Annotated in this window: 22 protein-coding genes; 8 read left to right on the top strand and 14 right to left on the bottom strand. The window is 75.7% G+C overall.

What is annotated here, in order from left to right:
• Entirely contained in the window at window positions 1-1,101 is a 1,101-nt protein-coding gene (locus tag J1G43_RS07005) for an alpha/beta hydrolase (RefSeq protein WP_207378194.1), read from the top strand.
• A 104-nt stretch (window positions 1,102-1,205) separates the two neighbouring features.
• Here the strand turns inward: J1G43_RS07005 and J1G43_RS07000 are convergent, their stop codons facing one another.
• The 4 genes from J1G43_RS07000 to J1G43_RS06985 all read right to left on the bottom strand — a co-directional run bounded on the left by J1G43_RS07000 (window position 1,206) and on the right by J1G43_RS06985 (window position 5,792).
• Window positions 1,206-2,330, bottom strand: coding sequence for a GuaB3 family IMP dehydrogenase-related protein (locus tag J1G43_RS07000; RefSeq protein ID WP_207339002.1), 1,125 nt, complete (start codon window positions 2,328-2,330; stop codon window positions 1,206-1,208).
• Between the two features lie 46 nt (window positions 2,331-2,376).
• A complete protein-coding gene (gene guaB / locus J1G43_RS06995; RefSeq protein WP_207339003.1) occupies window positions 2,377-3,900 on the bottom strand; it encodes an IMP dehydrogenase in 1,524 nt (507 codons plus the stop codon).
• A 42-nt stretch (window positions 3,901-3,942) separates the two neighbouring features.
• Window positions 3,943-4,617, bottom strand: a complete 675-nt coding sequence (locus J1G43_RS06990) for a response regulator transcription factor (RefSeq protein ID WP_207339004.1) — start codon at window positions 4,615-4,617, stop codon at window positions 3,943-3,945.
• Between the two features lie 197 nt (window positions 4,618-4,814).
• Window positions 4,815-5,792, bottom strand: a complete 978-nt coding sequence (locus J1G43_RS06985) for a MerR family transcriptional regulator (RefSeq protein WP_207370299.1) — start codon at window positions 5,790-5,792, stop codon at window positions 4,815-4,817.
• 258 nt (window positions 5,793-6,050) lie between these two features.
• Between J1G43_RS06985 and J1G43_RS06980 the strand changes: the two genes are divergently transcribed.
• A complete protein-coding gene (locus J1G43_RS06980) occupies window positions 6,051-6,347 on the top strand; it encodes a WhiB family transcriptional regulator (RefSeq protein WP_203671336.1) in 297 nt (98 codons plus the stop codon).
• Between the two features lie 211 nt (window positions 6,348-6,558).
• On the opposite strand, the gene groES is transcribed toward J1G43_RS06980, so the two are convergent.
• A complete protein-coding gene (gene groES / locus J1G43_RS06975) occupies window positions 6,559-6,852 on the bottom strand; it encodes a co-chaperone GroES (RefSeq protein WP_207339006.1) in 294 nt (97 codons plus the stop codon).
• Window positions 6,853-7,115: 263 nt separating this feature from the next.
• Between groES and J1G43_RS06970 the strand changes: the two genes are divergently transcribed.
• Both J1G43_RS06970 and J1G43_RS06965 read left to right on the top strand, forming a co-directional pair.
• Window positions 7,116-8,318: a class I SAM-dependent methyltransferase gene (locus J1G43_RS06970; RefSeq protein ID WP_207339007.1), complete on the top strand. Its 1,203-nt coding sequence runs from the start codon at window positions 7,116-7,118 to the stop codon at window positions 8,316-8,318.
• Window positions 8,318-9,466 carry a glutamate--cysteine ligase gene (locus tag J1G43_RS06965; protein WP_207378193.1) on the top strand — a complete coding sequence of 383 codons (1,149 nt, stop codon included), beginning with the start codon at window positions 8,318-8,320 and terminating at the stop codon, window positions 9,464-9,466. The genes J1G43_RS06970 and J1G43_RS06965 overlap by 1 nt, the downstream gene beginning before the upstream one ends.
• A gap of 30 nt (window positions 9,467-9,496) precedes the next feature.
• Here the strand turns inward: J1G43_RS06965 and J1G43_RS06960 are convergent, their stop codons facing one another.
• Window positions 9,497-10,705, bottom strand: coding sequence for a hypothetical protein (locus tag J1G43_RS06960; protein WP_207378192.1), 1,209 nt, complete (start codon window positions 10,703-10,705; stop codon window positions 9,497-9,499).
• A 104-nt stretch (window positions 10,706-10,809) separates the two neighbouring features.
• On the opposite strand from J1G43_RS06960, the gene J1G43_RS06955 reads away from it, so the two are divergent.
• Together J1G43_RS06955 and J1G43_RS06950 are read left to right on the top strand one after the other, a co-directional pair.
• Window positions 10,810-11,199, top strand: a complete 390-nt coding sequence (locus J1G43_RS06955) for a PadR family transcriptional regulator (protein WP_207339010.1) — start codon at window positions 10,810-10,812, stop codon at window positions 11,197-11,199.
• A complete protein-coding gene (locus J1G43_RS06950; RefSeq protein WP_207339011.1) occupies window positions 11,196-11,759 on the top strand; it encodes a hypothetical protein in 564 nt (187 codons plus the stop codon). Before J1G43_RS06955 ends, J1G43_RS06950 begins: the two co-directional genes overlap by 4 nt.
• A 33-nt stretch (window positions 11,760-11,792) precedes the next feature.
• Here the strand turns inward: J1G43_RS06950 and tsaD are convergent, their stop codons facing one another.
• On the bottom strand, window positions 11,793-12,875 hold the full coding sequence (gene tsaD / locus J1G43_RS06945; RefSeq protein ID WP_207370297.1) for a tRNA (adenosine(37)-N6)-threonylcarbamoyltransferase complex transferase subunit TsaD: 1,083 nt from the start codon (window positions 12,873-12,875) through the stop codon (window positions 11,793-11,795).
• A gap of 47 nt (window positions 12,876-12,922) precedes the next feature.
• Between tsaD and J1G43_RS06940 the strand changes: the two genes are divergently transcribed.
• Window positions 12,923-13,588, top strand: coding sequence for a malonic semialdehyde reductase (locus tag J1G43_RS06940; protein ID WP_207339013.1), 666 nt, complete (start codon window positions 12,923-12,925; stop codon window positions 13,586-13,588).
• A gap of 21 nt (window positions 13,589-13,609) precedes the next feature.
• Here the strand turns inward: J1G43_RS06940 and J1G43_RS06935 are convergent, their stop codons facing one another.
• The 7 genes from J1G43_RS06935 to J1G43_RS06905 all read right to left on the bottom strand — a co-directional run bounded on the left by J1G43_RS06935 (window position 13,610) and on the right by J1G43_RS06905 (window position 19,663).
• Complete coding sequence (locus J1G43_RS06935; protein WP_207378191.1) at window positions 13,610-14,491, bottom strand: sulfurtransferase; 882 nt, start codon at window positions 14,489-14,491, stop codon at window positions 13,610-13,612.
• On the bottom strand, window positions 14,488-14,979 hold the full coding sequence (gene rimI, locus J1G43_RS06930) for a ribosomal protein S18-alanine N-acetyltransferase (RefSeq protein ID WP_207339015.1): 492 nt from the start codon (window positions 14,977-14,979) through the stop codon (window positions 14,488-14,490). The genes J1G43_RS06935 and rimI overlap by 4 nt, the downstream gene beginning before the upstream one ends.
• Entirely contained in the window at window positions 14,976-15,665 is a 690-nt protein-coding gene (gene tsaB / locus J1G43_RS06925; RefSeq protein WP_242635220.1) for a tRNA (adenosine(37)-N6)-threonylcarbamoyltransferase complex dimerization subunit type 1 TsaB, read from the bottom strand. The genes rimI and tsaB overlap by 4 nt, the downstream gene beginning before the upstream one ends.
• Window positions 15,665-16,213 carry a tRNA (adenosine(37)-N6)-threonylcarbamoyltransferase complex ATPase subunit type 1 TsaE gene (gene tsaE, locus J1G43_RS06920; protein ID WP_207339016.1) on the bottom strand — a complete coding sequence of 183 codons (549 nt, stop codon included), beginning with the start codon at window positions 16,211-16,213 and terminating at the stop codon, window positions 15,665-15,667. The genes tsaB and tsaE overlap by 1 nt, the downstream gene beginning before the upstream one ends.
• Entirely contained in the window at window positions 16,210-17,415 is a 1,206-nt protein-coding gene (alr, locus tag J1G43_RS06915; protein ID WP_249670583.1) for an alanine racemase, read from the bottom strand. Before alr ends, tsaE begins: the two co-directional genes overlap by 4 nt.
• 77 nt (window positions 17,416-17,492) lie before the next feature.
• Complete coding sequence (locus tag J1G43_RS06910) at window positions 17,493-18,170, bottom strand: nucleoside/nucleotide kinase family protein (RefSeq protein WP_207339017.1); 678 nt, start codon at window positions 18,168-18,170, stop codon at window positions 17,493-17,495.
• Complete coding sequence (locus tag J1G43_RS06905) at window positions 18,167-19,663, bottom strand: NAD(P)H-hydrate epimerase (RefSeq protein WP_207378190.1); 1,497 nt, start codon at window positions 19,661-19,663, stop codon at window positions 18,167-18,169. Before J1G43_RS06905 ends, J1G43_RS06910 begins: the two co-directional genes overlap by 4 nt.
• A 143-nt stretch (window positions 19,664-19,806) precedes the next feature.
• Here J1G43_RS06905 and J1G43_RS19605 point away from each other — a divergent pair, with 143 nt between their 5' ends.
• A complete protein-coding gene (locus tag J1G43_RS19605; RefSeq protein WP_207378189.1) occupies window positions 19,807-21,282 on the top strand; it encodes a hypothetical protein in 1,476 nt (491 codons plus the stop codon).
• The last annotated feature ends 49 nt before the right edge of the window (window positions 21,283-21,331 follow it).

The raw sequence follows: 21,331 nt of genomic DNA, 5'->3' as shown, positions 1-21,331 counted from the left end.
ATGACGTCCGGCGGCGACGCTGCGGACCCGGCGCCCGGGTGGCGCCCGGACGTGCTCGGCGCCGGCTACGAGCAGCACACGCTGCCGCTGCCGCCGGACGACGCCGGGCCCGTGGTCGCCACCCTCGTCCGCCGCGTCCCGGCCGCGGACGACCCCGACCTGGGGCTGGACGTGCTGTACGTCCACGGGTGGTCGGACTACTTCTTCCAGACCGAGCTGGCGGACTTCTGGGGCACCCAGGGCGCCCGGTTCTTCGCTCTCGACCTGCGCCGTTACGGCCGCAGCCTGCGCCCGGGCCAGATCCCGGGGTTCGTGACGGACCTGGCCACCTACGACGAGGACGTCGCCGCCGCGCGCGCGGTGATGGCGCAGGACGTGCCGACGGACCGGCCGCGGCGGCTCGTCCTCATGGGCCACTCGACGGGCGGGCTGACCCTCAGCCTGTGGGCGGCGCGCCACCCGGGCGAGGCAGCCGCGCTCGTCCTGAACTCCCCCTGGCTCGAGCTGCAGATCCGCGAGGTCGGCCGCGCGCTGCTCGAGCCCGTGCTGCAGGTCGACGCGCGGCTGCGGCCCGCTCACCGCCTGCCCGTGGTCGACCGCGGCTACTACACCCGCGTCGTGTCCGACGCCTACGGCGGCGAGTGGCACTACGACCTCACGTGGCGTCCGGAGCGCGGGTTCCGCGTCACCTCCGGCTGGCTCGCAGCGATCCTCGCCGGGCAGGACCGGCTCGCCCGCGGCCTGGACCTGGCGGCGCCGGCCCTCGTGCTGCTCTCGACGCGCAGCGCGCTGCTGCCCCGCTGGGACCCGTCGATGACGCGGGCGGACGTCGCGCTCGACGTCGACGGCGTGGCCCGCCGGGCGGCCGACCTGGGCCGGCACGTGACGATCGCGCGCATCGAGGACGCCCTGCACGACGTGGTGCTGTCCCCGCCGGCCGTCCGTCGGGAGGCCTACGCCACGACGGCGCGGTGGGTGGCGGGCACGGTGACGCTCACCGACGCGGCAGCCGCCGCCGGCCGTGCGCCGCGGCCCCACGGCCCCGCACCGTCGCGCCCGCGCCTGCACGTGCGGGGACCGGACCGGCGCCGACGCCGCTGAGGCGTCGGCGCAGGTCGGGTCACGACGACCGGGTCACGACGACGGGGTCATGACGACCCGGGTCACGACGACCGGGTCAGGACGACCAGGTCATGACGATCAGGTCAGAACGGCTGGTACGGGGAGACGACGACCTCGATGCGCTGGAACTCCTTGAGGTCGGAGTAGCCGGTCGTGGCCATCGCGCGGCGCAGCGCGCCGATGAGGTTGAGCGTGCCGTCGGCGGTGCGGCCGGGACCGAACAGGATCTGCTCGAGCGTGCCGACCGTGCCGACCTCGACGCGCTCGCCGCGGGGCAGCTGCGGGTGGTGCGCCTCCGGCCCCCAGTGGAAGCCGCGACCGGGGGCGTCGCTCGCCCGCGCCAGGGCCGCACCCAGCATCACGGCGTCGGCCCCGCAGGCGATCGCCTTGACGAGGTCCCCGGAGCGGCCCACGCCGCCGTCGGCGATGACGTGCACGTACCGGCCACCGGACTCGTCGAGGTAGTCGCGCCGGGCGGCGGCGACGTCCGCGACCGCGGACGCCATGGGCGCGTGGATGCCGAGGGACACGCGCGTGGTGTGCGCGGCACCCCCACCGAAGCCGACGAGGACGCCGGCCGCACCGGTGCGCATGAGGTGCAGCGCCGCCGTGTACGTCGACGCACCGCCCACGATCACGGGGACGTCGAGCTCGTAGATGAAGCGCTTGAGGTTGAGCGGCTCGGCGCGACCCGACACGTGCTCCGCGGACACCGTGGTGCCGCGGATCACGAACAGGTCCACACCCGCGTCGACGACCGTGCGCCAGTGCTCCTGCGTGCGCTGCGGGCTGAGCGCGCCGGCCACGACGACACCGGCGTCCCGCACCTCCTGCAGGCGGGCGCGGATCAGCTCGGGCCGGATCGGGGCGGCGTAGACCTCCTGCATGCGGGCGGTCGCGTGCCGGGCGTCCAGCGTGGCGATCTCCTCGAGCAGGCCCGACGGGTCCTCGTAGCGCGTCCACAGACCCTCGAGGTCCAGGACGCCCAGGCCGCCGGCACGCCCGAGGGCGACGGCCGTCGCGGGGCTCATCACGGAGTCCATCGGCGCGGCGAGGACGGGCAGGTCGAAGTGGTAGGCGTCGATCTGCCAGCCGACCGACACCTCCTCCGGGTCGCGGGTGCGCCGCGAGGGCACCACCGCGATGTCGTCGAAGGAGTACGCCCGGCGTCCCCGCTTGCCCCGCCCGATCTCGATGTCGCTGGTCACCCGACGAGAATACCGGCGCGCGCCGGTGGCCCGGCGCGCAGTGCGCTCAGCGACCCGTGTAGTTGGGCGCCTCGACCGTCATCTGGATGTCGTGCGGGTGCGACTCCTTGAGCCCCGCGGGCGTGATGCGGATGAACTGCCCGCGCTGCTGCAGCTCGGGGATGGTGTGCGCACCGACGTAGAACATCGACTGGTGCAGCCCGCCGACCAGCTGGTGCGCGACGGCCGACAGCGGACCGCGGTACGGCACCTGGCCCTCGATGCCCTCGGGCACGATCTTCTCGTCGGTGGTGACGTCCGCCTGGAAGTACCGGTCCTTGGAGTAGGACACGCGCCCGCGCGACGCCATGGCCCCGAGCGAGCCCATCCCGCGGTAGTGCTTGAACTGCTTGCCGTTGACGAACACGAGGTCGCCGGGCGACTCGTCGCAGCCCGCGAGCAGCGAGCCGAGCATGACGGTGTCGGCCCCGGCCACCAGCGCCTTGGCGATGTCCCCGGAGTACTGCAGGCCGCCGTCGCCGATGACCGGCACACCCGCCGGACGGCACACCTGGGAGGCGTCGTGGATGGCGGTGACCTGCGGCACCCCGACGCCCGCCACGACGCGGGTGGTGCAGATGGACCCCGGACCGACGCCCACCTTGACGGCGTCGACGCCCGCCTCGACCAGCGCCTGCGCGCCGGCGCGGGTCGCGACGTTGCCGCCGATGACCTGCACGTGCCGGGTGGCCGGGTCGGACTTCAGGCGCCGCACCATGTCGAGCATGAGCCGGGCGTGGCCGTTGGCCGTGTCGACCACGAGCACGTCGACGGCCGCCTCGACCAGTGCCGTCGCCCGCTCCCACGCGTCACCGAAGAACCCGATCGCGGCGCCGACGACCAGCCGGCCCTCGGCGTCCTTGGTGGCGTGCGGGTACTGCTCGGACTTCACGAAGTCCTTGACGGTGATGAGGCCCGCGAGCTTGCCGTGCTCGTCGACGAGCGGCAGCTTCTCGACCTTGTGCTTGGCCAGCAGGGCGGCGGCGTCGGCGCGCTCGATCCCCACCGGGGCGGTCACCAGCGGCATCGACGTCATCTCGTCGCGCACCCGACGGGTCGCGAACTCGGCGGGCGGCACGAACCGCAGGTCGCGGTTGGTGATGATGCCCACGAGGCGCCCGTCGGCGTCGACCACGGGCAGGCCGGACACCCGGTAGGTGCCGCACAGCGCGTCGAGCTCGGCCAGCGTCGCGTCCGGCCCCACCGTCACGGGGTCGGACACCATGCCGGACTCGGACCGCTTGACCAGGTCCACCTGGTGCGCCTGGTCCTGGATCGAGAGGTTGCGGTGCAGGATCCCGACGCCGCCCTGGCGGGCCATCGCGACGGCCATCCGGGACTCGGTGACGGTGTCCATCGCCGCCGACACCAGCGGCACGCGCACCGAGATCTCGCGGGTCAGTCGCGAGGACGTGTCGACCTCGGACGGGATGACGTCCGTCTCACCGGGCAGCAGCAGGACGTCGTCGTACGTGAGTCCGACCCGGGCGAACGGGTCCGCGGGAGACGTGGAGGAGTCGGGCGCCGTCATCCCGTCAGGATACGTGGCCCGCGGGACGACGGGGACGTGCGGTCAGTCGATGATCCCGCGCCGCAGACCGATCGCGACGGCCTGCGCACGGTCCGACGCACCGAGCTTGCGGAACAGTCGCCGCGCGTGCGTCTTGACCGTGTCCTCGGACAGGAACAGCTCCTGGCCGATCTGGGCGTTCGACCGCCCGTGGCTCATGCCGACGAGCACCTCGATCTCGCGCTTGGTCAGCACCGGGGTCGGCTCGGCGGTGCGGGCGGCGACACCGGCGTCGCTGCGCGCCGCGTGCGGCTCCTGCAGGGGCGACGCCGGGTGCGGCACCGCCTGCTGACCGCCCGGCACCGACGTCACGGGGCTCGCCTGCACGTGCGCGGCGACGGCCGCGAGCTCCGCGCGGCCCACGTCGGGCGCGAGGAAGCCCCGCGCACCGAGCGCCAGCGCCCGGTCGAGCGCCTCACCGTCCTCGGGGCCGGCCAGCAGGACGACCGCCGCGGAGGGCGCGACCGAGCGCAGGCGACGGATCGCCTCGGCGGGGCCCGCACCGGGCAGGTGCGCGTCGAGCAGGACGACGGTGGGAGCGATGCGTCGCGCCAGGGCGATGAGCTCGTCCGCGGACGCGGCAGCTCGCACGGGCGCCAGCGACGGCACACCGATCGATGTCACGACGAGCCGCTCACGCACGGTCGCCGAGCCGTGGCAGACCACGACTCCAGCCATGGGGTTCCTCCTCGCGCCGATCCCGGTTACCACATGCGTGCACGGGTCCATGCCTGCATCGGCGTTACCGGTGGGTCACGTTAGCCTCCGGGACGCACCGGAGAGAATCTGGCGTCCCGTTTTCTCCCGGTTGTCGGGCCCCACGTGCTATGTCGTCACGCGAACGGGTCACCCGTCGCGTCCCGGACGGCACCGGGTCATGGCGCCGACGACTGCGCGACGGCCGCCAGCGCCTCGTGCAGCAGGCCCGGCAGGGTGCGGGCGCGGTGCACGGTGCGGTCGAGCGGCACCCGGTCCTCGGCACCCTCCGCCACCATGACGAACTGCGGCAGGTCCGTGCGCTCGCCCGCCAGCCGTGCCACGACCGACAGGTCCGGCGCGGGCGACTCGGAGAGCGTGACCACGGCGCGGGCCCGGGTCATGAGCGCGAGCTCGCCGGCGTGCCGGGTGGACACGGGCCCGGCGACGAGCCGCGCGTCGACGCCGCCGTCGACGAGCGCGGCGGCCAGCACGTGCGCGAGGACCGGACGCACCTCCCCCGGCACCGGCAGCAGCAGGACGACCGGCGCACCGGTCGGCGGCGGGGCCGCGGTCCGGGCACGCAGCGCCGCGAGCACGGCACCGAGCAGGGTCTCGCGGGCGTCGACCCCGGGCCGCTCGACCACCGTGCGGCGCGCCAGCGCCGCGAGGGCGGGCTGCACCAGGTCGGACCACCAGACCGTGAGGTCGGTGCCGGCGGTGTCCAGCAGGGCGGTGCACCGGTCCGCACGGCCCGCCAGCGCGGCGTCGACCAGCGCGACGACACCGCCGGCGCCGGGCGCCGCGCGGCCGGGGACGTCCCCGGCCGCGGGTGGCGCGTCGGGCACCCCCGCGGGCAGCCGGCCCGTCAGGTCGTCGCTGGCGGCCGTCGGCGGCGGCCCCGTGTCGGGCGCCTGCGCGAGCCGCGCCGCCTCCGCCGGGGCGACGCCGTCGATGGTGAGGCGCCGCATCACCAGCAGGCGCTCGAGGTCCTGCGCGGTGTAGCGGCGGTGCGCGCCGGCGGAGTGCTCGGAGGGGCCCAGCCCGTAGCGCCGGTCCCAGGTGCGCAGCGTCGCGGGAGCCACGCCCAGACGGCGCGCGACGGCGGCGACGGTGAGCGCCGGTGCGCCGACGCTCTCCTCTCCTGCGGGGACCATGACGCGATTGTGCCAGTCCCGTGGCGCGATCCGGGTGGCGACCTCCCGGACCCGCCGCGGGTCGCGGACGCACGTCCTGCACCGACGTCCAGATCGCGCCAGTGAAACGCGTCACGAGATCGCGTCGAGGAAGGGTCTTGAACAACTTCTGGCGCGGTTGTACGGTTGCGGCACGTCGACCCGGGAAACCGTGGACGACCACCGACTTTCGTCCCGGCGTCGCCGCTGGACGTCAACGCAGGAGCCAAGGAGGAGCACATGGCCGAGATCTCGCGTCTGCCCGGACCGGTGATGGACCTGTGGGAGTGGCAGTTCGACGGCGCGTGCCGCGACGCCGACCAGGACCTGTTCTTCCACCCGGAGGGCGAGCGAGGCTCGGCCCGCCGCCGACGCGCGGAGGCCGCCAAGGCCATCTGCGCCTCGTGCCCCGTGCTGAACGAGTGCCGCGAGCAGTCGCTGGCGGTCCGCGAGCCCTACGGCGTGTGGGGCGGCCTGTCCGAGGAGGAGCGCGCGGCGGTCCTCGCCGAGCGTGCCGGACGCCGCGTCACCGCCTGACCTCCGTCCCCGTCGACGCCCGTCACCGCTGACAGGCGTCGACGGGTGACGGACGTCCGGCCCGACCGCAGCAGGTCCGGCCCCGCTCCCGCCCGGACCCGGCGAGCAACGACGACGAAGGCCCCCTCCCGCGGGAGGGGGCCTTCGTCGTGCCGTGGACGACCCGCCGTGGTGGCGGGCGGCCGTCCGGGCGGCGTGCTGCGAGCTGTCGTCAGGCGACGATCGCGAGGATGTCGCGCGCGGAGAGGATGAGGTACTCCTCGCCGTCGTACTTCACCTCGGTGCCGCCGTACTTCGAGTAGATGACCTTGTCGCCGACAGCCACGTCCAGCGGGACGCGGTTGCCGTTGTCGTCGATACGACCCGGGCCCACCGCCAGGACCTCGCCCTCCTGGGGCTTCTCCTTGGCGCTGTCCGGGATGACGAGACCAGACGCGGTCGTCGTCTCGGCCTCCAGGGTCTTGACGACGATCCGGTCCTCGAGGGGCTTGATGGAGACCGACACAGCGGACCTCCCCTTCGCATGTTGAGTAGTTCAGGCAGGGTCTGCGCCGCACCGTCGCCGCCGTCGTCGCGGGTGCCGGGGCCACCGGAGCGGTTGGCACCCTCCCAGGGAGAGTGCCAGCTCCTCACTCTAGGAACGCGTTAGCACTCGGTCAACCCGAGTGCCAACGACACGACCACGCGGGTGACCACGGTGCACGTCGTCGCACGCTGCGCGGACGTCGGGTGGTGTCCCCACGGCGAGGGGCGTGGGAAGGTGGGGCCGTGGACGACGCCGGACTGGTCAAGCTCCTCAGTCCCGACGGCTGGGCGCTGCTGCAAGCCCTGCCCCCGTACGACGAGCGGCTCGCGCTGCCGATCGCGGAGCGCCTGCAGAAGGACGGGCTCGACCCCGCCCTCGTGGCCGCCGCGCTCACGCAGTCGCGGCTCCGCCTGCGGGCCCGCGCCAAGCTCGGCGAGTTCGCCGACGGCATGCTGTTCACGGTGCACGGGCTGGAGCAGGCGACCCGCCTCGAGGTCGCGGCGCACCACGCCCGCCGCTACCGCGACGCGGGCTGCACGTACGTCGCCGACCTCACCTGCGGCCTGGGCGCCGACGCGCTCGCCATGGCGGGCGTCGGGCTGCGGGTGCTGGCCACGGACGTCGACGAGACGACCGCGGCGCTGGCGACCGTGAACCTGCGCGCGTTCCCGGAGGTCCAGGTACGCCTGGGCGACGGCCTCGCGCTCGACCTGGCGGCCGAGGGCGTCGACGGCGTGTACGCCGACCCCGCACGCCGCACGGGCACCGGGCGGCGCGTCTTCGACCCCCGGGCGTACTCCCCGCCGCTCGACGAGGTGCTCGCCGTGCGCGGCACCGTCCCGGCGCTCGGCCTCAAGCTCGGCCCCGGGCTGGCGCACCGGGACCTGCCCGTGGACGCCGAGGCGCAGTGGGTGTCGGCCGACGGCGAGGTGGTCGAGCTCGGGCTGTGGTTCGGACCGCTCGCACCCGACGGGCCCGGGCGCTCGGCGCTCGTCCTGCGGGCCGGCGCGGCGCACACGCTGCGCGCGGACCCCGACGGCGACGACGACGCACCACCCGTCGGCCCGGTCGGCGGCTACCTGTACGAGCCGGACGGCGCCGTCATCCGCGCCGGCCTGGTCGGCACGGTGGCGCACCGCGTGCGGGGACGGCTGATCGACCCCACCATCGCCTACGTGACCTCCGACGCCCTCGCCGACCGGACCGCGTGGCACCCGCTGGCCACGGCGTACCGCGTGCTGGACGACCTGCCGTTCGGCCTCAAGCGCCTGCGCACGTACCTGCGCGAGCGGGGCGTCGGCCGCCTGACCATCAAGAAGCGCGGGACCGCCGTGGTGCCCGAGACGCTGCGGCGCCAGCTCGACCTGCGGGGCGACGCCGAGGGCACGATCGTCCTGACGCGCGTCGCCGGGCAGCAGCGGGTCCTCGTCGTGGAGCCGCTCTGATGGCGGCGCCCGTCGCCCTGCCCTTCGCGCAGTCGGAGCGGTCGACCGTCGGCATCGAGTGGGAGGTCGCGCTCGTCGACGCCGACTCGGGCGACCTGCGTCAGGCGGCCCAGGCGATCTTCGAGGCCGTGCGCCCCGCGGAGGGCGCCGACCACCCGCACATCACGTCCGAGCTGCTGCTCAACACCGTCGAGGTGTCGTCCGGCAAGTGCTCGACCGTCGCCGAGGCCGGCGCGGACCTGCAGCGCGCGCTCGACGAGGTCGCCGCGGCCGCGAGCCCGCTGCGCATCGAGCTCATGGGCGCCGGGACGCACCCGTTCGCGAACTGGGCGACGCAGCGCGTGACGGACAAGGAGCGCTACGCCACCCTCATCGACCGCACCCAGTGGTGGGGCCGGCAGATGCTCATCTACGGCGTGCACGTGCACGTGGGCATCGAGGACCGCGACAAGGTCCTGCCGCTGAGCCGCGCGATGCTGACGGTGTTCCCGCACATCCAGTCGCTGTCGGCGTCCTCGCCGTTCTGGGGCGGCAAGGACACGGGGTACGCGTCGAACCGCGCGCTGCTCTTCCAGCAGCTGCCGACGGCGGGGCTGCCCCCGCAGTTCGAGCGGTGGGCGCAGCTCGAGCAGTACGTGGGCGACATGATCCACACCGGCGTCATCGACCGCGTCGACGAGGTCCGGTGGGACATCCGCCCGTCGCCGCGGTTCGGGACGCTGGAGATGCGGATCGCCGACGGCGCCGCGAACCTGCTCGAGGTGACGGCGATCAGCGCGCTCACGCACTGCCTGGTCGAGCACTTCTCGTCGATGATCGACGCGGGCGAGCCGCTGCCGACGATGCCGCCGTGGTTCGTGCAGGAGAACAAGTGGCGCTCGGCGCGCTACGGCATGGACGCGATCGTCATCACGAACGCGGCGGGCGACGAGGAGCTCGTGACGGACTCGGTGAGCCGGTGGATCAGCGAGCTGGCGCCCGTGGCGCAGCGGCTGGGCTGCACCGCCGAGCTGGAGCAGGTCCGCACGATCCTGCGCCGCGGCGCGTCGTACCAGCGGCAGCGTGCGGTGGCACGGCGTCATGCCGGCGAGCTCGAGCCGGTGGTGCGGGCACTGGTCGCGGAGCTGGCGGCGGGTCGACCGCTCTGACCGCAGGGTGCTGCGGTGTCGGTGCCGACCTCAGGTCCACCGCCACGACGCGAGGAGCCCGTCGAGTGCGGGCACGGGGCCGGAGTCGTGCGCCGTGCGCGTCAGCGCCCACGTCCAGGTGCGCCCCGCCCGGTCGGCGCGCGCCTCGGTGCGCAGCACGCCGTCCCCCACGGCGAACGTGCGGACCAGCACGTCACCCGCAGGCGTGGCCCGCGCCGTGACGGGTCCCACCGCGCGCACCGACGGCCCGTAGGGGTGCACGTACGGCGTCTCGAGCGCCGTCCGGGCGTCGCGTCCGTCGGCAGACGGCGCCGACGTGACGACCAGCGCCGCACCGCGCGTGAGCCGCACGTACAGGTGCGTCCACGTGTCGTCACTCCCCGGCACGTCGACGGCGGTCGGCGCCGCCGGCAGCAGGCACGAGGCGACGTCGACGCCCCCGGGTCCGCCGACCGCGACGGGCACGGTCGCGACGCACGGGTCGTCGGGGATGTCGGGCGGGGCGGGGCGGGCAGGTGCGGCGGGGTCGTCGGGCAGCCATCTCCAGGTCGCGAGCACGGCGTCGACGAAGCGGTCGGCGTCGAGCTCCGTGTCCGCGTCACCGCGCATCACCCCGATGGCGAAGGCCCACCCGTCGTGGTCGACGTGCGTGTCCGTGACGCGCCGGTTCCCCACGACGAACGTGGTGCGCCAGGCGGGACCGGCGGCCGTCACGGCGTGCACGACGTCACCGACGTGGCGGGTCCCGTCGCCCCCGAGCGCGCGGCACATGACCGGACGGTCGGGGGCCGCGGGCATCACCTCCCCGCGCGTGACCGCCCCGACGCGACCGTTGCACGCGACGAGCAGCGCGCGCCCGGGACCCAGCCCGACGACGACGTCCGTCCGGTTGCCGCCCTCCCCCAGGCGGCCCGCGCGCGGGTCGTTGGGACCGGGCGCGAGGAACGCCTCCCCGGGGCGACCGTCGCCGAGCGGCGCGACGCGGACCGGCACGGTGGGCACGGCGGGGTCCGCTCCCTGCGGGAGGGCCGCGAACCCGCGCGGCGCCCGCGCGACCGGGACGATCTCGCGCACGTGACGCACGGCGACGGCCCGGTCCTGCGGCGACAGGTGGGGGTCCAGCCTGCGGATCATGCGGCGGCGAAGCCGCCACCGCCCGAGCGGGCCGAGGTCACGCACGAACAGCCACACCAGCTGGAGGCCGACGACGACCACGAGGAGGGCGTACACATCGCTCACCCCGTCGCTGTCGGCACCGGGGCGGGTGGCCTTGACCCGCCCGTCCGGACACCGCGAGGACCGGCTATCTTGCATAGCCGGCTACCCGGCGTTACTGTTCAGCGGTGCACCGACCCCGCGACCCCCAGCTGCTCAAGGGCGTGCTGCCGATGCTCGTCCTCGCCGCGCTGGCGCACGACGAGACCTACGGCTACGAGCTCGTCACGGCGCTGCGCGAGGCCGGCCTGGACGACCTGTCGACGGGGACGCTCTACCCCGTCCTCAGCCGGCTCGAGCACGACGGGCTCGTGACGTCGCGGCTCGTCCCGTCGTCGTCCGGCCCCGCACGCAAGTACTACCGCCTGAGCGCACCGGGCGTGGCCGCCCTGGACGAGCGGCGGGCGGCCTGGGACACGCTCGTGCACACCGTCGAGGGCGTCCTCGACGCCGTTCCCCCGCCCGACGTCCACCCGTACGTCCCACCCCGCGCCGACCACCCGAGGAGGACCCCATGACCCTCACCGCCGACCTGCCGGGGCGACCCGCCCCACAGCCGGGCCTGCACGTCGGGCGCCGGGACCGGCTCCGGCTCGAGGTGTGGCTGTGGCGCCTCGCGCAGGCGATGGACGACTACCCGCGGCGTGCCGCTCGCGAGATCCGCCGGGACCTGCGCGCGTCCGCGCTCGACGAGGCGTCGCGCGTCGGCATGGCGGCGGCGCTGCGCGACCTCGGCCGGCCCTCCCGCCTCGCGGCGGCGTACTTCGCCGAGCTGGACCGGCCGCGCCCGCGCTGGACGGACGGCGCCGTGCTCGCCTTCCTGGTCGGGGCCGCGTTCCCCGTGTACCTGGCCTGCGCGTGGGCCGTGGGGGCCACGCAGGCGGTCGCTGCCATGGGCGGCGGCACCGTGGAGCTCACGTGGCTGTGGGCCCCGGTCACGGTGGAGAGCACCGACGACGCGATGGGCGTCGAGTTCGCGACGGCGTGGCAGCCGCTGGCCGTCGCCCTGGGTCTCGGGTCGATCGCGTTCGCGCTGGGCGCGCGCGTGTGGCGGCTGTGGGGGACGCCCCGGCCCTGACGACCCTCGGATGCGGCGCCCGCCAGGGTGGGGTCAGACCAGGACCTGGGTCAGCGGCATCGTCGAGTCCACCGGCAGGTCCAGCGGCGACGGCGGCATCCCGCGCCGCACGACCGCGGACCCGAGCGCCGCGATCATCGCGCCGTTGTCGGTGCAGTAGCGGATCGGCGGGATGCGCAGCTCGATGCCCGCCTCCGCGCAGCGGGCCGCGGCCATGTCCCGCAGCTGGGAGTTCGCGGAGAACCCACCCCCGACCACGAGCGTCGAGACTCCCTCGCGGCGGCACGCGGCGATCGTCTTCGCGGTGAGCACGTCGGCCACGGCGGCCGCGAACGACGCCGCGACGTCCGGCAGCGGGACGTCCTCACCCGCGTCGCGACGGGCCTCGACCCACCGCGCGACCGCGGTCTTGAGGCCGGAGAACGAGAAGTCCGTGGCGTGCTTCGCCTGGTCCTTGGGTGCGGTGAGCCCGCGGGGGAACCGGATCGCCTCCGGGTCGCCCTCACGCGCGAGGCGGTCGATGTGCGGACCGCCGGGGTACGGCAGCCCGAGCAGGCGCCCGACCTTGTCGAACGCCTCACCCGCCGCGTCGTCGAGCGTCGAGCCGAGCTCGGTGACGTTCACGGTGTCGTCGATCATCAGCAGCGACGAGTGCCCGCCGGACACGACCAGTGCCATGACGCGCTCGGGGAACGCGCCGTCCACCAGCTCGTCGACCACGGCGTGCCCGATGACGTGGTTGACGCCGTACAGCGGCTTGCCCAGGCCGACCGCGAGCGCCTTGGCTGCCGCGGCGCCGATGGTCAGCGGCCCGACGAGGCCGGGGCCCGCGGTCACCGCGATCGCGTCGACGTCGTCGAGCGTGACCTCCGCCGTGGCGAGCGCGCGCTCGATCGTGGGAACCATCGCCTCGAGGTGGGCGCGCGAGGCGATCTCGGGGATGATCCCGCCGAACCGCGCGTGCTCGTCCACCGAGCTGGCCACGGCGTCGACGAGCAGGTCGTAACCGCGCACGAGGCCGACGCCGGTCTCGTCGCAGGAGGTCTCGATCCCGAGGACGAGGGGTGCAGTCACGCCGTCCAGGATAGGCGCGCGCGACGACGTGGCCGATCTCATGGTTGCCCCGGGGTATCGATGCGTCCGCATGGACTGTTGCGGGGACCGTGACCACCAGCGAGATCATCGACGACCCGACCCTCGACCCGACCGCGCTCGAGGGCGCTGCGGACCCCGACGCCCTCGCACCGGTCCCCCCGGTCGTCGCCGCGCTGTTCCGCGACGCCCGCACCGTGGGCCGGTTCCGCGACGCGCCCGTGCCCGACGACCTGGTGCGCGACGTCCACGACGCCGTCCGCTGGGGGCCCACCGCCAACAACTCGACGCCGCTGCGCCTGCTCGTCGTCCGCAGCCCCGAGGCCCGCGAGCGCCTCGCGGCGCACGTGGCCGAGTTCAACCGGGAGCGCGTCCTCGCGGCACCGCTCACGCTCGTCGTCGCGGCGGACACCGACTTCCACCACCACTTCCCCACCCTGGTGCCGCACGCCCCCACGTCGGGCGAGCGCCTCGCCGGCGTGCCCGACGTGCGCGAGCGCATGGCACGCGAGAACGCGTGGCTGCAGACCGGCTACCTCGTCGTCGGCCTGCGCGCCGCCGGGCTGGGCGTCGGCCCGATGACGGGCATCGACGCCGCCGCCATCGACGCCGACCTGCTCGCCGGCACCTCGTGGCGGACGCTGTCCGTCCTCAACGTCGGGTGGCCCGACGGCACCGGCACCGAGCGGCCGCGTGCCCCGCGCCTGGGGTGGGACGTCGTCGCGCGCGAGGTCTGACCCGCCGGCGCGGCCGGTCCGTCAGTCCGTGGCGACCGGCCGCGCGGGGTCGTGCGACCACTGGGACCACGAGCCCGGGTACAGCGCGGCGTCGACACCCAGCGAGGCGAGCGCCGCGACCTCGTGCGCGGCCGTCACCCCCGAGCCGCAGTAGACCCCGACCGGTCCGGGCGTCGGGTGCCCCGTGCCCGCGGGGGCCCCGGGCACCGGCACGCCGAGCGCCGCGAAGCGGGCCGCCAGCGCCCCGGCGTCGAGGAACCGCCCGTCCGCCGTGAGGTTCCCGGCCGTCGGCGCGCTCACCGCCCCGGGCACGTGGCCGGCACGCGGGTCCACGGGCTCGACCCGCCCCGCGTAGCGCTCGGCCGCGCGCGCGTCCAGCAGCAGACCGTGCACGGCGAGGTCCGCCGCACCGTCGGCGTCGACGGTGCCCAGGCCCCCCGGGACCAGCACGACGTCACCCGGCTCCGCGGTCACCTCACCGGGCTCCACGCGGTAGCCGGCGCCGGTCCACGCGGGCAGGCCGCCGTCGAGGATCCGCACGTCGCGCACACCCGCCCAGCGCAGCAGCCACCACGCACGGGCGGCCGAGGTGCCTCCCGCGTCGTCGTACGCGACGACCGCGGACCCCTCGCGCACGCCCCAGCGCCGGGCCGCCCGCTCCAGGTCGGCCACGTCGGGCAGCGGGTGCCGCCCCGCGGCCGGGGACGGCGGCGCGGCGAGCTCGGTGTCGAGGTCGACGTACACGGCGCCGGGCAGGTGCGCCTCGAGGTACCGCTCGTGGCCGTCCGTGCGTCCCAGCGCCCAGCGCACGTCGAGCAGCACCGGCGGCTCGTCGTCCGCCAGCAGCCGCGCCAGCTCGTCCGCGTCGACGAGGACCCGCCGGCGTACCGTGTCCGCGCTCATCGCTCCTCCTCCTGCGCACCCGTCCCGCGGGGCAGCAGCAGCTGCATGGTCCACGCGTCGACGTTCTCCGGCTGGTAGTAGCCGCGGCGGCGGCCGAGCTGCGTGAACCCGAGGCTCTCGTAGAGGTGGATCGCGGGGGCGTTGTCGACCCGCACCTCGAGCAGCACGGACTCCGCACGGAGCTCGCGCGCCCGGTCCAGGAGGGTGACCAGCATGCGACGGGCGATGCCGCGGCCCTGGTAGCCCGGGTCGGTGGCGACCGTCATGATCTGGACGTCACGACCGTCGAACCACATGCCGGCGTACCCGACGAGCGAGCCGCCCGGCAGCTCCGCGCCCACGTAGGTGCGCCCGGGCCCGACGAGCTCGTCCGCGAGCATCTGCCGTGACCAGGCGCTGACCCCGAACAGCGTGCGCTCCATGCGGTCGAGCGCGGACAGGTCGGCGGCGACCAGCGGCCGGACCAGCACGTCGACGGATGCGCTCACGCGAGGACCCGCTTGGCCCCCGTCGGGGGGACGGCGTCGGGACGGCGCAGGTACAGCGGGTCGGCGGGCAGATCCTCGCCGGCGGCGAGGCGACGCTGCGCGATCCACACGAGGAGCGCGGGGTTCGGGTGGCGCAGCGTCGGGTAGCGCGCGTCCAGGCGCGGGTCGGGGGCGCCGAACACCTCCGGGTACAGGTCGCGGCCCGCACCCAGCACGACGTCGTCGGGGGTCCGCGGGACGTCCGCCGGTGCCGCGACGTCGGGGCCGGCGACGGGCACCGCGGCACGGTCACGTACCTCGTACCGCGACCAGTAGACCTCGCGGCGGCGCGCGTCCGTCACGACGAGCAGCGGCGTGCCGTCCGTCAGGTCGGCGAACCGGGCCGCGGCCTCGGCCACGGCGTCCAGGCTCGGCACACCGTGCACGGGCACACCGAGCGCCAGGCCCAGGACCCGGGCCGTCACCAGGCCCACGCGCAGCCCCGTGAACAGCGCGGGCCCGGTGCCCACGACGATGCTCTCGATGTCCCGCACCGACCGCCCCTGCCGCTCGATCAGCTCGGCGACCAGCGGCGCGAGCAGCTCGGCGTGGCGGCGCGGCTCGCCGTCGGAGAGCGTCTCGGCGCGGACGTCATCCAGCACGAGCGCCGCGGCGACCTCGTCCGACGTGTCGATCCCCAGGTGCATCAGGACTCCCCCTGCTCGCGTGCCGTCGGCGTCGCTGCGGCCTGACCCGGCAGCTCGACGCCCTCCCACCGGTCCCCCACGCCCTGCACGGTGAGCACCCGCTCACCGGCGGCGGCGTCCTCGACGTCGTCGCCGACACCGCCGTGCGGGCGCTCCAGTCGCAGCTCGAGGCGGTCGTCCGTCAGCCCTTCGACCCAGCCCTCGCCCCACTCCACGACCGTGACGGCCTCGTCGAGCGCCGCGTCGAGATCGAGCGCCTCGACCTCGTCCAGCGACCCGAGGCGGTACGCGTCGACGTGCACGAGCGCGGGACCCCGCGTGCCGTCCGGCCGCGGCAGCGGCGGGTGCTCGCGCGCGATGACGAACGTCGGCGACGCGACCTGCCCGCGCACGCCCAGGCCCTCGCCGAGGCCCTGCGTGAGGGTCGTCTTGCCGGCACCCAGGTCACCGGTGAGGACGAGCAGGTCACCGGGCTTCAGGACGCCCGCGAGAGCGCGGCCCCACGCGCGCGTCGCCTCGGCGTCGGGCAGGCGGACCTGCGTGGTCATGCGGCACCTCCGGTGCTCGTGGTCGGCGCGGCCACCGCCGGCTCGCCGCGCTCGGTGTCGACGTAGGTGCGCGGCACGCGCGCACCGAGGCGGGTGACCACCTCGTAGGAGATCGTGCCCGCGACCTCGGCCCAGTCCTGGGCGGTCGGGGCGCCGTCACGACCGTCGCCCCACAGCACGACGCGGTCGCCCGCGGCCTCCTGCGCGCCCGGTCCGAGGTCGAGGACGACCTGGTCCATGCACACGCGCCCGGCGACGCCCAGGCGACGCCCGCCGACCTGCACGGGGCCGCCCCACCGGTCACGGCTGCCCGACGCGTGCCGCGGGAGACCGTCGGCGTACCCCAGGGGCACGACGCCGAGCACCGTGTCGTGCGGCACGACGTACTCGTGGCCGTACGACACCCCGGACCCGGCGGGCACGTGCTTGACCGTCGCCAGCTGCGCCTCCAGCGTCATGGCGGGCACCAGCCCGAACCGGTCGTGCGAGCCCACCTGCGGCACGGGCGAGAGCCCGTAGACCGCGATCCCGGGCCGTACGAGGTCCCAGTGCAGCGCCGGTGCGGTGAGCGTGGCGGCCGAGTTGGCCAGGTGGCGCACCTCGAGCCGCGCACCGGCGGCCTCGACGAGCGCGACCGCCTCGGCGAACACCGCGGCCTGCTGCAGCACCACCGGGTGGCCCGGGTCGTCCGCGAACGCCAGGTGCGACCACACGCCGACGACGCGCACCAGGCCCTCCGCCTCGGCCGCGAGCGCGGCCGTGAGGACGTCGGGCAGGTCGCCGGGCATGAGCCCGTTGCGGCCCAGCCCCGTGTCGACCTTGAGGTGCACACGCGCGGTGCGGCCCGCCGTGCGGGCGGCGGCGACGACCTCGTCCAGCGCCCAGCGCGACGCGACGGACAGGTCGACGTCCGCCTCGACGGCCTCGCGCAGGGGTGCACCGGGGGCGTACAGCCACGTGAGGATCCGCGCGCCGGTGACCCCGGCCCGTCGCAGGTGCAGCGCCTCGGGGACCTGCGCCGTGCCGAGCCACGTGGCACCGCCCTCGAGTGCCGCGAGCGCGGCGGGCACCAGCCCGTGCCCGTACGCGTCGGCCTTCACGACGGCCATGACCTGCGCGCTCGGTGCGTGCGCCGCCAGGGCGCGGACGTTGCCACGCACGGCGCCCAGGTCGACCACCGCACGTGCCGGGAAGTCGTTCACGCCCGCCAGTCTCTCACCGCGGTGCGCTGCCACGTGACGACGGCCGACCGGCCCGCCGGGGACGCGCGACCGGCCGCTCAGCCCAGCAGGTCCGGGCCGACGACGAGGTCCGCGCGCGCGGCCGTCGGCGCGACCAGCCGGGCGTTGGCGGCGTCCGGGCCGGTCGACCACGCCAGCGCCGCGGCGGGCGGCTTGCCGAAGCGCTCGTGCCGCGCGACGAGGCGGGCGAGGCGCAGGTCGTCCGGCGGCGCCACGAACCACGACTCGTCCAGCAGCCCGGCGACGGGACCGAACCCGTGGTCGTCGAGCAGCAGGTAGTTGCCCTCGGTGACGACCAGGGGCACCTCGGCGGGCACGGCGACCGCACCCGCCACCGGGTTGCGCAGGTCCCGGCGGTACTCCGGGGCGTACACGACGTGCCCGGGGCGGGGCACGCGCAGCCGCCGCAGCAGCGCGACGTAGCCGTCGGCGTCGAACGTGTCCGGCGCCCCCTTGCGGTCGGCGCGGCCGATCCGCTCCAGCTCGGCCTGCGCGAGGTGGAACCCGTCCATCGGCACGACGACGCAGGCGTCCCCGAGCGTCGCGGCCACCTGGGCCGCCAGCGTGGACTTGCCGGCGCCCGGTGCACCGGCGATGCCGAGCACGCGCCGTCCGCCGACGCCCAGCAGCGCCCGCAGCCGCCGCTCCAGCGCCGGGGCGAGCGGCTCGACGACGTGGTCCGCGGGGGCCGGGCCCGGTGCGCGGGGTCCGGTCATGCGCGCAGCAGCCCGGCGACGACGGCGGGCAGCGCGTCGGCCACGTCCCCGGCGGACACCGGCCCCCCGGGGTTGGCGTGGTGCGCGGCGCGCCCGTGGACGAGCGCGGCGGCGGCCGCGAGCGCCGCCGGCAGGGTCGGGTCAGCCACCGCGTCGGCCGAACGGCCGGCCAGCAGGGCACCGAGCACGCCGCCCAGGACGTCGCCGGCACCGGCGGTCGCCAGCCACGACGGGCCGTCTGCCTGGGCGTACGCCGCGCCGTGGGGCCCGACGACGACCGTGGTGCCGCCCTTGAGCAGGACGGTCGCACCCGTCAGGTCGTGCGCGCGGCGCGCGTGGACCAGCGGCGCCGCCTCGACCTCGGCGCGGGTGGCGTGCGCACCACGCGCGACGAGCAGTGCGGCGAGCTCCCCCGCGTGCGGCGTGAGGACCACGTGGGGCGGCACCCGGTCGGGCAGGATCTCGAGCGCGCCCGCGTCGACCACCGCCGGCTCGTCGTGCGCGAGCGCGTGGCTCAGCGCGTCGCGCACGCGGGCGCGCTGCTCGGGGTCGTCGGGCGCGACGCCGGAGCCGACGACCCACGCCTGCACGCGCCCCTCCCCGACGACGACCTCCGGGTGCGCCGCCAGCACCTGCGGTCCGGCCGACCCGAGGTAGCGCACCATGCCGACACCGGCACGGACCGCGCCCGCCGCCTGCAACACCGCGGCACCCGGGTACCGGGCCGACCCCGCGACCACGCCGAGCACGCCGCGCACGTACTTGTGCGCGTCACGGCCCGGCAACGGCCACAGGGCGGCGACGTCGGTCGCCTCGAGCCGCGCCACGGCGGGGCGGGGCGGCAACGTCAGCCCCAGGTCGACCACCTCGACGCGACCTGCCGCATCCGCCGCGGGTGGCAGCAGCAGCGCCGGCTTGCACGCGCCGAAGGTCACCGTGAGGTCGACATCCGGTACCTCACCGGTGCGGGTGCCGTCGTCGACGCCGACCCCGGAGGGCACGTCGACCGCGACGACCAGCGGGCGGGCGTCGGCGTCGAGGGTCCGCAGCCGGGCCAGCAGGCGCGCGCCGGGGCCGCGCACCCCGCCGCGCCCGCCGATGCCCAGCAGCCCGTCGAGCACCACGTCCGCGCGCGCCAGATCCTGTGCGGCGTCGTCCGCAGCGGCGTCGTCGAGCGTCGGGACGACGCGTCCGTGCGCGGCCCGCAGGGCGTCCAGACCGCCGGCGTGGGTGCGGTCCGACGTGAGCAGCGCCGTGACCTGCGCACCGCGTCGCGCCAGCAGCGCCCCGGCGTGCAGCGTGTCGCCGCCGTTGTTGCCGGACCCGACCAGCAGCGTCACCCGCGCGCCGCCGACACGGCCGCGCGTGGCACGCAGCTCCCGCCCCACGTGCACCGCCAGCGCGAACGCCGCGCGCTCCATCAGCGGCACCCCGGACGCGAGCAGCGGTCGCTCGGCCGCACGCACGTCGTCCGCGGTCCACGAGGTCAGCACCCGACCATCCTGCCGTGCCGGCGGGAACCGCGCCCGGACGGCTGCCCACCGGACACCGGCTTCCGCGCGTCGCCACGGACCGGTACTTTCCGGACCGACGGGCTCTCGGGGCGGCAGTCACACGGCGGGGAAGGTGCGTGACGGTGCGCGTGGTGGAGGTCAGCGCGGACGCGGTCGCGGGTGTGCGCTCGGACGTCGCGGCGGTGCGGGAGTCGCTGGACGCGGACTGGGGGTCGCTGCGGTCACGGGCGCTGGCACTCGGAGTGCGCACCTCGGGGTTCGACGACGTGCTGGGCGCCGGTGACCGCCTCGGCACCCACGTGCTGCCCGTGGTCGACCGGCACCTGGACCGGGCCCGGGCGCTGGAGCAGCTGCGGTACGGGACGACCGGCCGCCCGCTGCCCGTGCTCGACGTGGACCCCGCACCCCTCGCCGTGCCGTTCACCTCCTCCCCCATCGGTGACGGCGGCACGACCCTGACCTGGGCGGCCACCTCCTCGGCCGAGGTCGCCGCCGACCAGCGGCAGACCGAGGAGTCCCGCGGCATCGGCGACTGGTTCTCCGACCGGTGGGACGACGTGTCCGACGCGGTCGACGACGGCACCGACTGGGTCCCCGACACCGCCGGCGAGGCCTGGGAGGCGGTCACCGAGGCCGGTGCGGCCGTCGGGGACTGGTGGGAGCGCACCACCGCCGACCTCGGCACGTGGATCGACACCCACCTGACAGGGGTCCGCGAGTTCATCGGCCGGCACGTGGCGGTCTTCCGGTTCCTGGCCGACGCCCTGCGGATCGTCGGGTGGATCCTGGTGGTCGTCGGGGTCGTGCTGTCCGTCGCGCTGGCGATCATCGGCGCCATGGGCGGCACCGCCGCCGGCGCGGTCTTCGGGTTCGGCGTCGGCGCTGTGCCGGGCGGTGCGGCCGGCGCGGTCGCGGGGCTCTCCTTCGGTCTGAAGGTCCTCGGCGTCGGGTTCACCCTTGTCGCCGTCGGGGACTTCCTCGACGTGGCTGCCGACTGGGGCGAGGGCAAGATCGCCGGGCAGGACCTCGTCAAGCTCGGGTCGCTGGAGCTCGGGCTGGCCCTGACGTCCCTCATCGGCGTCGGGGTCGTCGGGAAGATCCTGCAGAAGGCCGTGAAGCACCTGCCCGCGTCGTGGCGGCGGCGGATCCTGGATCTGGTCCACAGTGACCCCACGCTGCCGTCCCGCGCGCCCGACCCCGAAGCCGTCCCCGGCGGGCGCCCCACCCGGATCAAGCCCCGCGACGACCCGCCGACACGCCGGAGCCTCGAACGCGAGAACGACAGTGCGAGGACCCTGGCCCGGGAGGGGTACGACGTGGTGCAGAACCCCGTGGTGCCGGGACGGAAGAAGCCGGACTACCTGATCGAGGGACGCGTCTTCGACGCACTGTCCCCCTCCACCCCCACGGCCCGCAACGTCCGGTCCGCCATCGACAAGAAGATCCAGTCCGGTCAGACGTCGCGCATCGTCCTCAACCTGGACGACACTGTCGTGACCCGCGCCCAGGTCATCGCTGCCTTGCGCGCGGAGCCGGTGGAGGGGCTACGGGAGGTGCTCGTCGTCGAGGACGGTGCCGTCAGCCACCTACGCTTCTGACCGCCCGTCCACGTCCAGGCCCGGCGCCGTACCCGTCCGAAGGGGATCC

This window comes from Cellulomonas sp. zg-ZUI22, from assembly GCF_017353535.1.
Classification (GTDB): domain Bacteria; phylum Actinomycetota; class Actinomycetes; order Actinomycetales; family Cellulomonadaceae; genus Cellulomonas; species Cellulomonas wangleii.
The sequence above is the reverse complement of the archived record's forward strand: the minus strand, read 5'-3'. Positions and strand labels throughout refer to the sequence as shown.

Coding starts and splice junctions, on each gene's coding strand:
- J1G43_RS07005 (WP_207378194.1), top strand. CDS start 1: ATGACGTCCGGCGGCGACGCTGCGGACCCGGCGCCCGGGTGGCGCCCG.
- guaB (WP_207339003.1), bottom strand. CDS start 3,900: ATGACGGCGCCCGACTCCTCCACGTCTCCCGCGGACCCGTTCGCCCGG.
- J1G43_RS06990 (WP_207339004.1), bottom strand. CDS start 4,617: ATGGCTGGAGTCGTGGTCTGCCACGGCTCGGCGACCGTGCGTGAGCGG.
- J1G43_RS06985 (WP_207370299.1), bottom strand. CDS start 5,792: ATGGTCCCCGCAGGAGAGGAGAGCGTCGGCGCACCGGCGCTCACCGTC.
- J1G43_RS06980 (WP_203671336.1), top strand. CDS start 6,051: ATGGCCGAGATCTCGCGTCTGCCCGGACCGGTGATGGACCTGTGGGAG.
- J1G43_RS06965 (WP_207378193.1), top strand. CDS start 8,318: ATGGCGGCGCCCGTCGCCCTGCCCTTCGCGCAGTCGGAGCGGTCGACC.
- J1G43_RS06950 (WP_207339011.1), top strand. CDS start 11,196: ATGACCCTCACCGCCGACCTGCCGGGGCGACCCGCCCCACAGCCGGGC.
- tsaD (WP_207370297.1), bottom strand. CDS start 12,875: ATGAGATCGGCCACGTCGTCGCGCGCGCCTATCCTGGACGGCGTGACT.
- J1G43_RS06935 (WP_207378191.1), bottom strand. CDS start 14,491: ATGAGCGCGGACACGGTACGCCGGCGGGTCCTCGTCGACGCGGACGAG.
- tsaB (WP_242635220.1), bottom strand. CDS start 15,665: ATGCACCTGGGGATCGACACGTCGGACGAGGTCGCCGCGGCGCTCGTG.
- tsaE (WP_207339016.1), bottom strand. CDS start 16,213: ATGACCACGCAGGTCCGCCTGCCCGACGCCGAGGCGACGCGCGCGTGG.
- J1G43_RS06910 (WP_207339017.1), bottom strand. CDS start 18,170: ATGACCGGACCCCGCGCACCGGGCCCGGCCCCCGCGGACCACGTCGTC.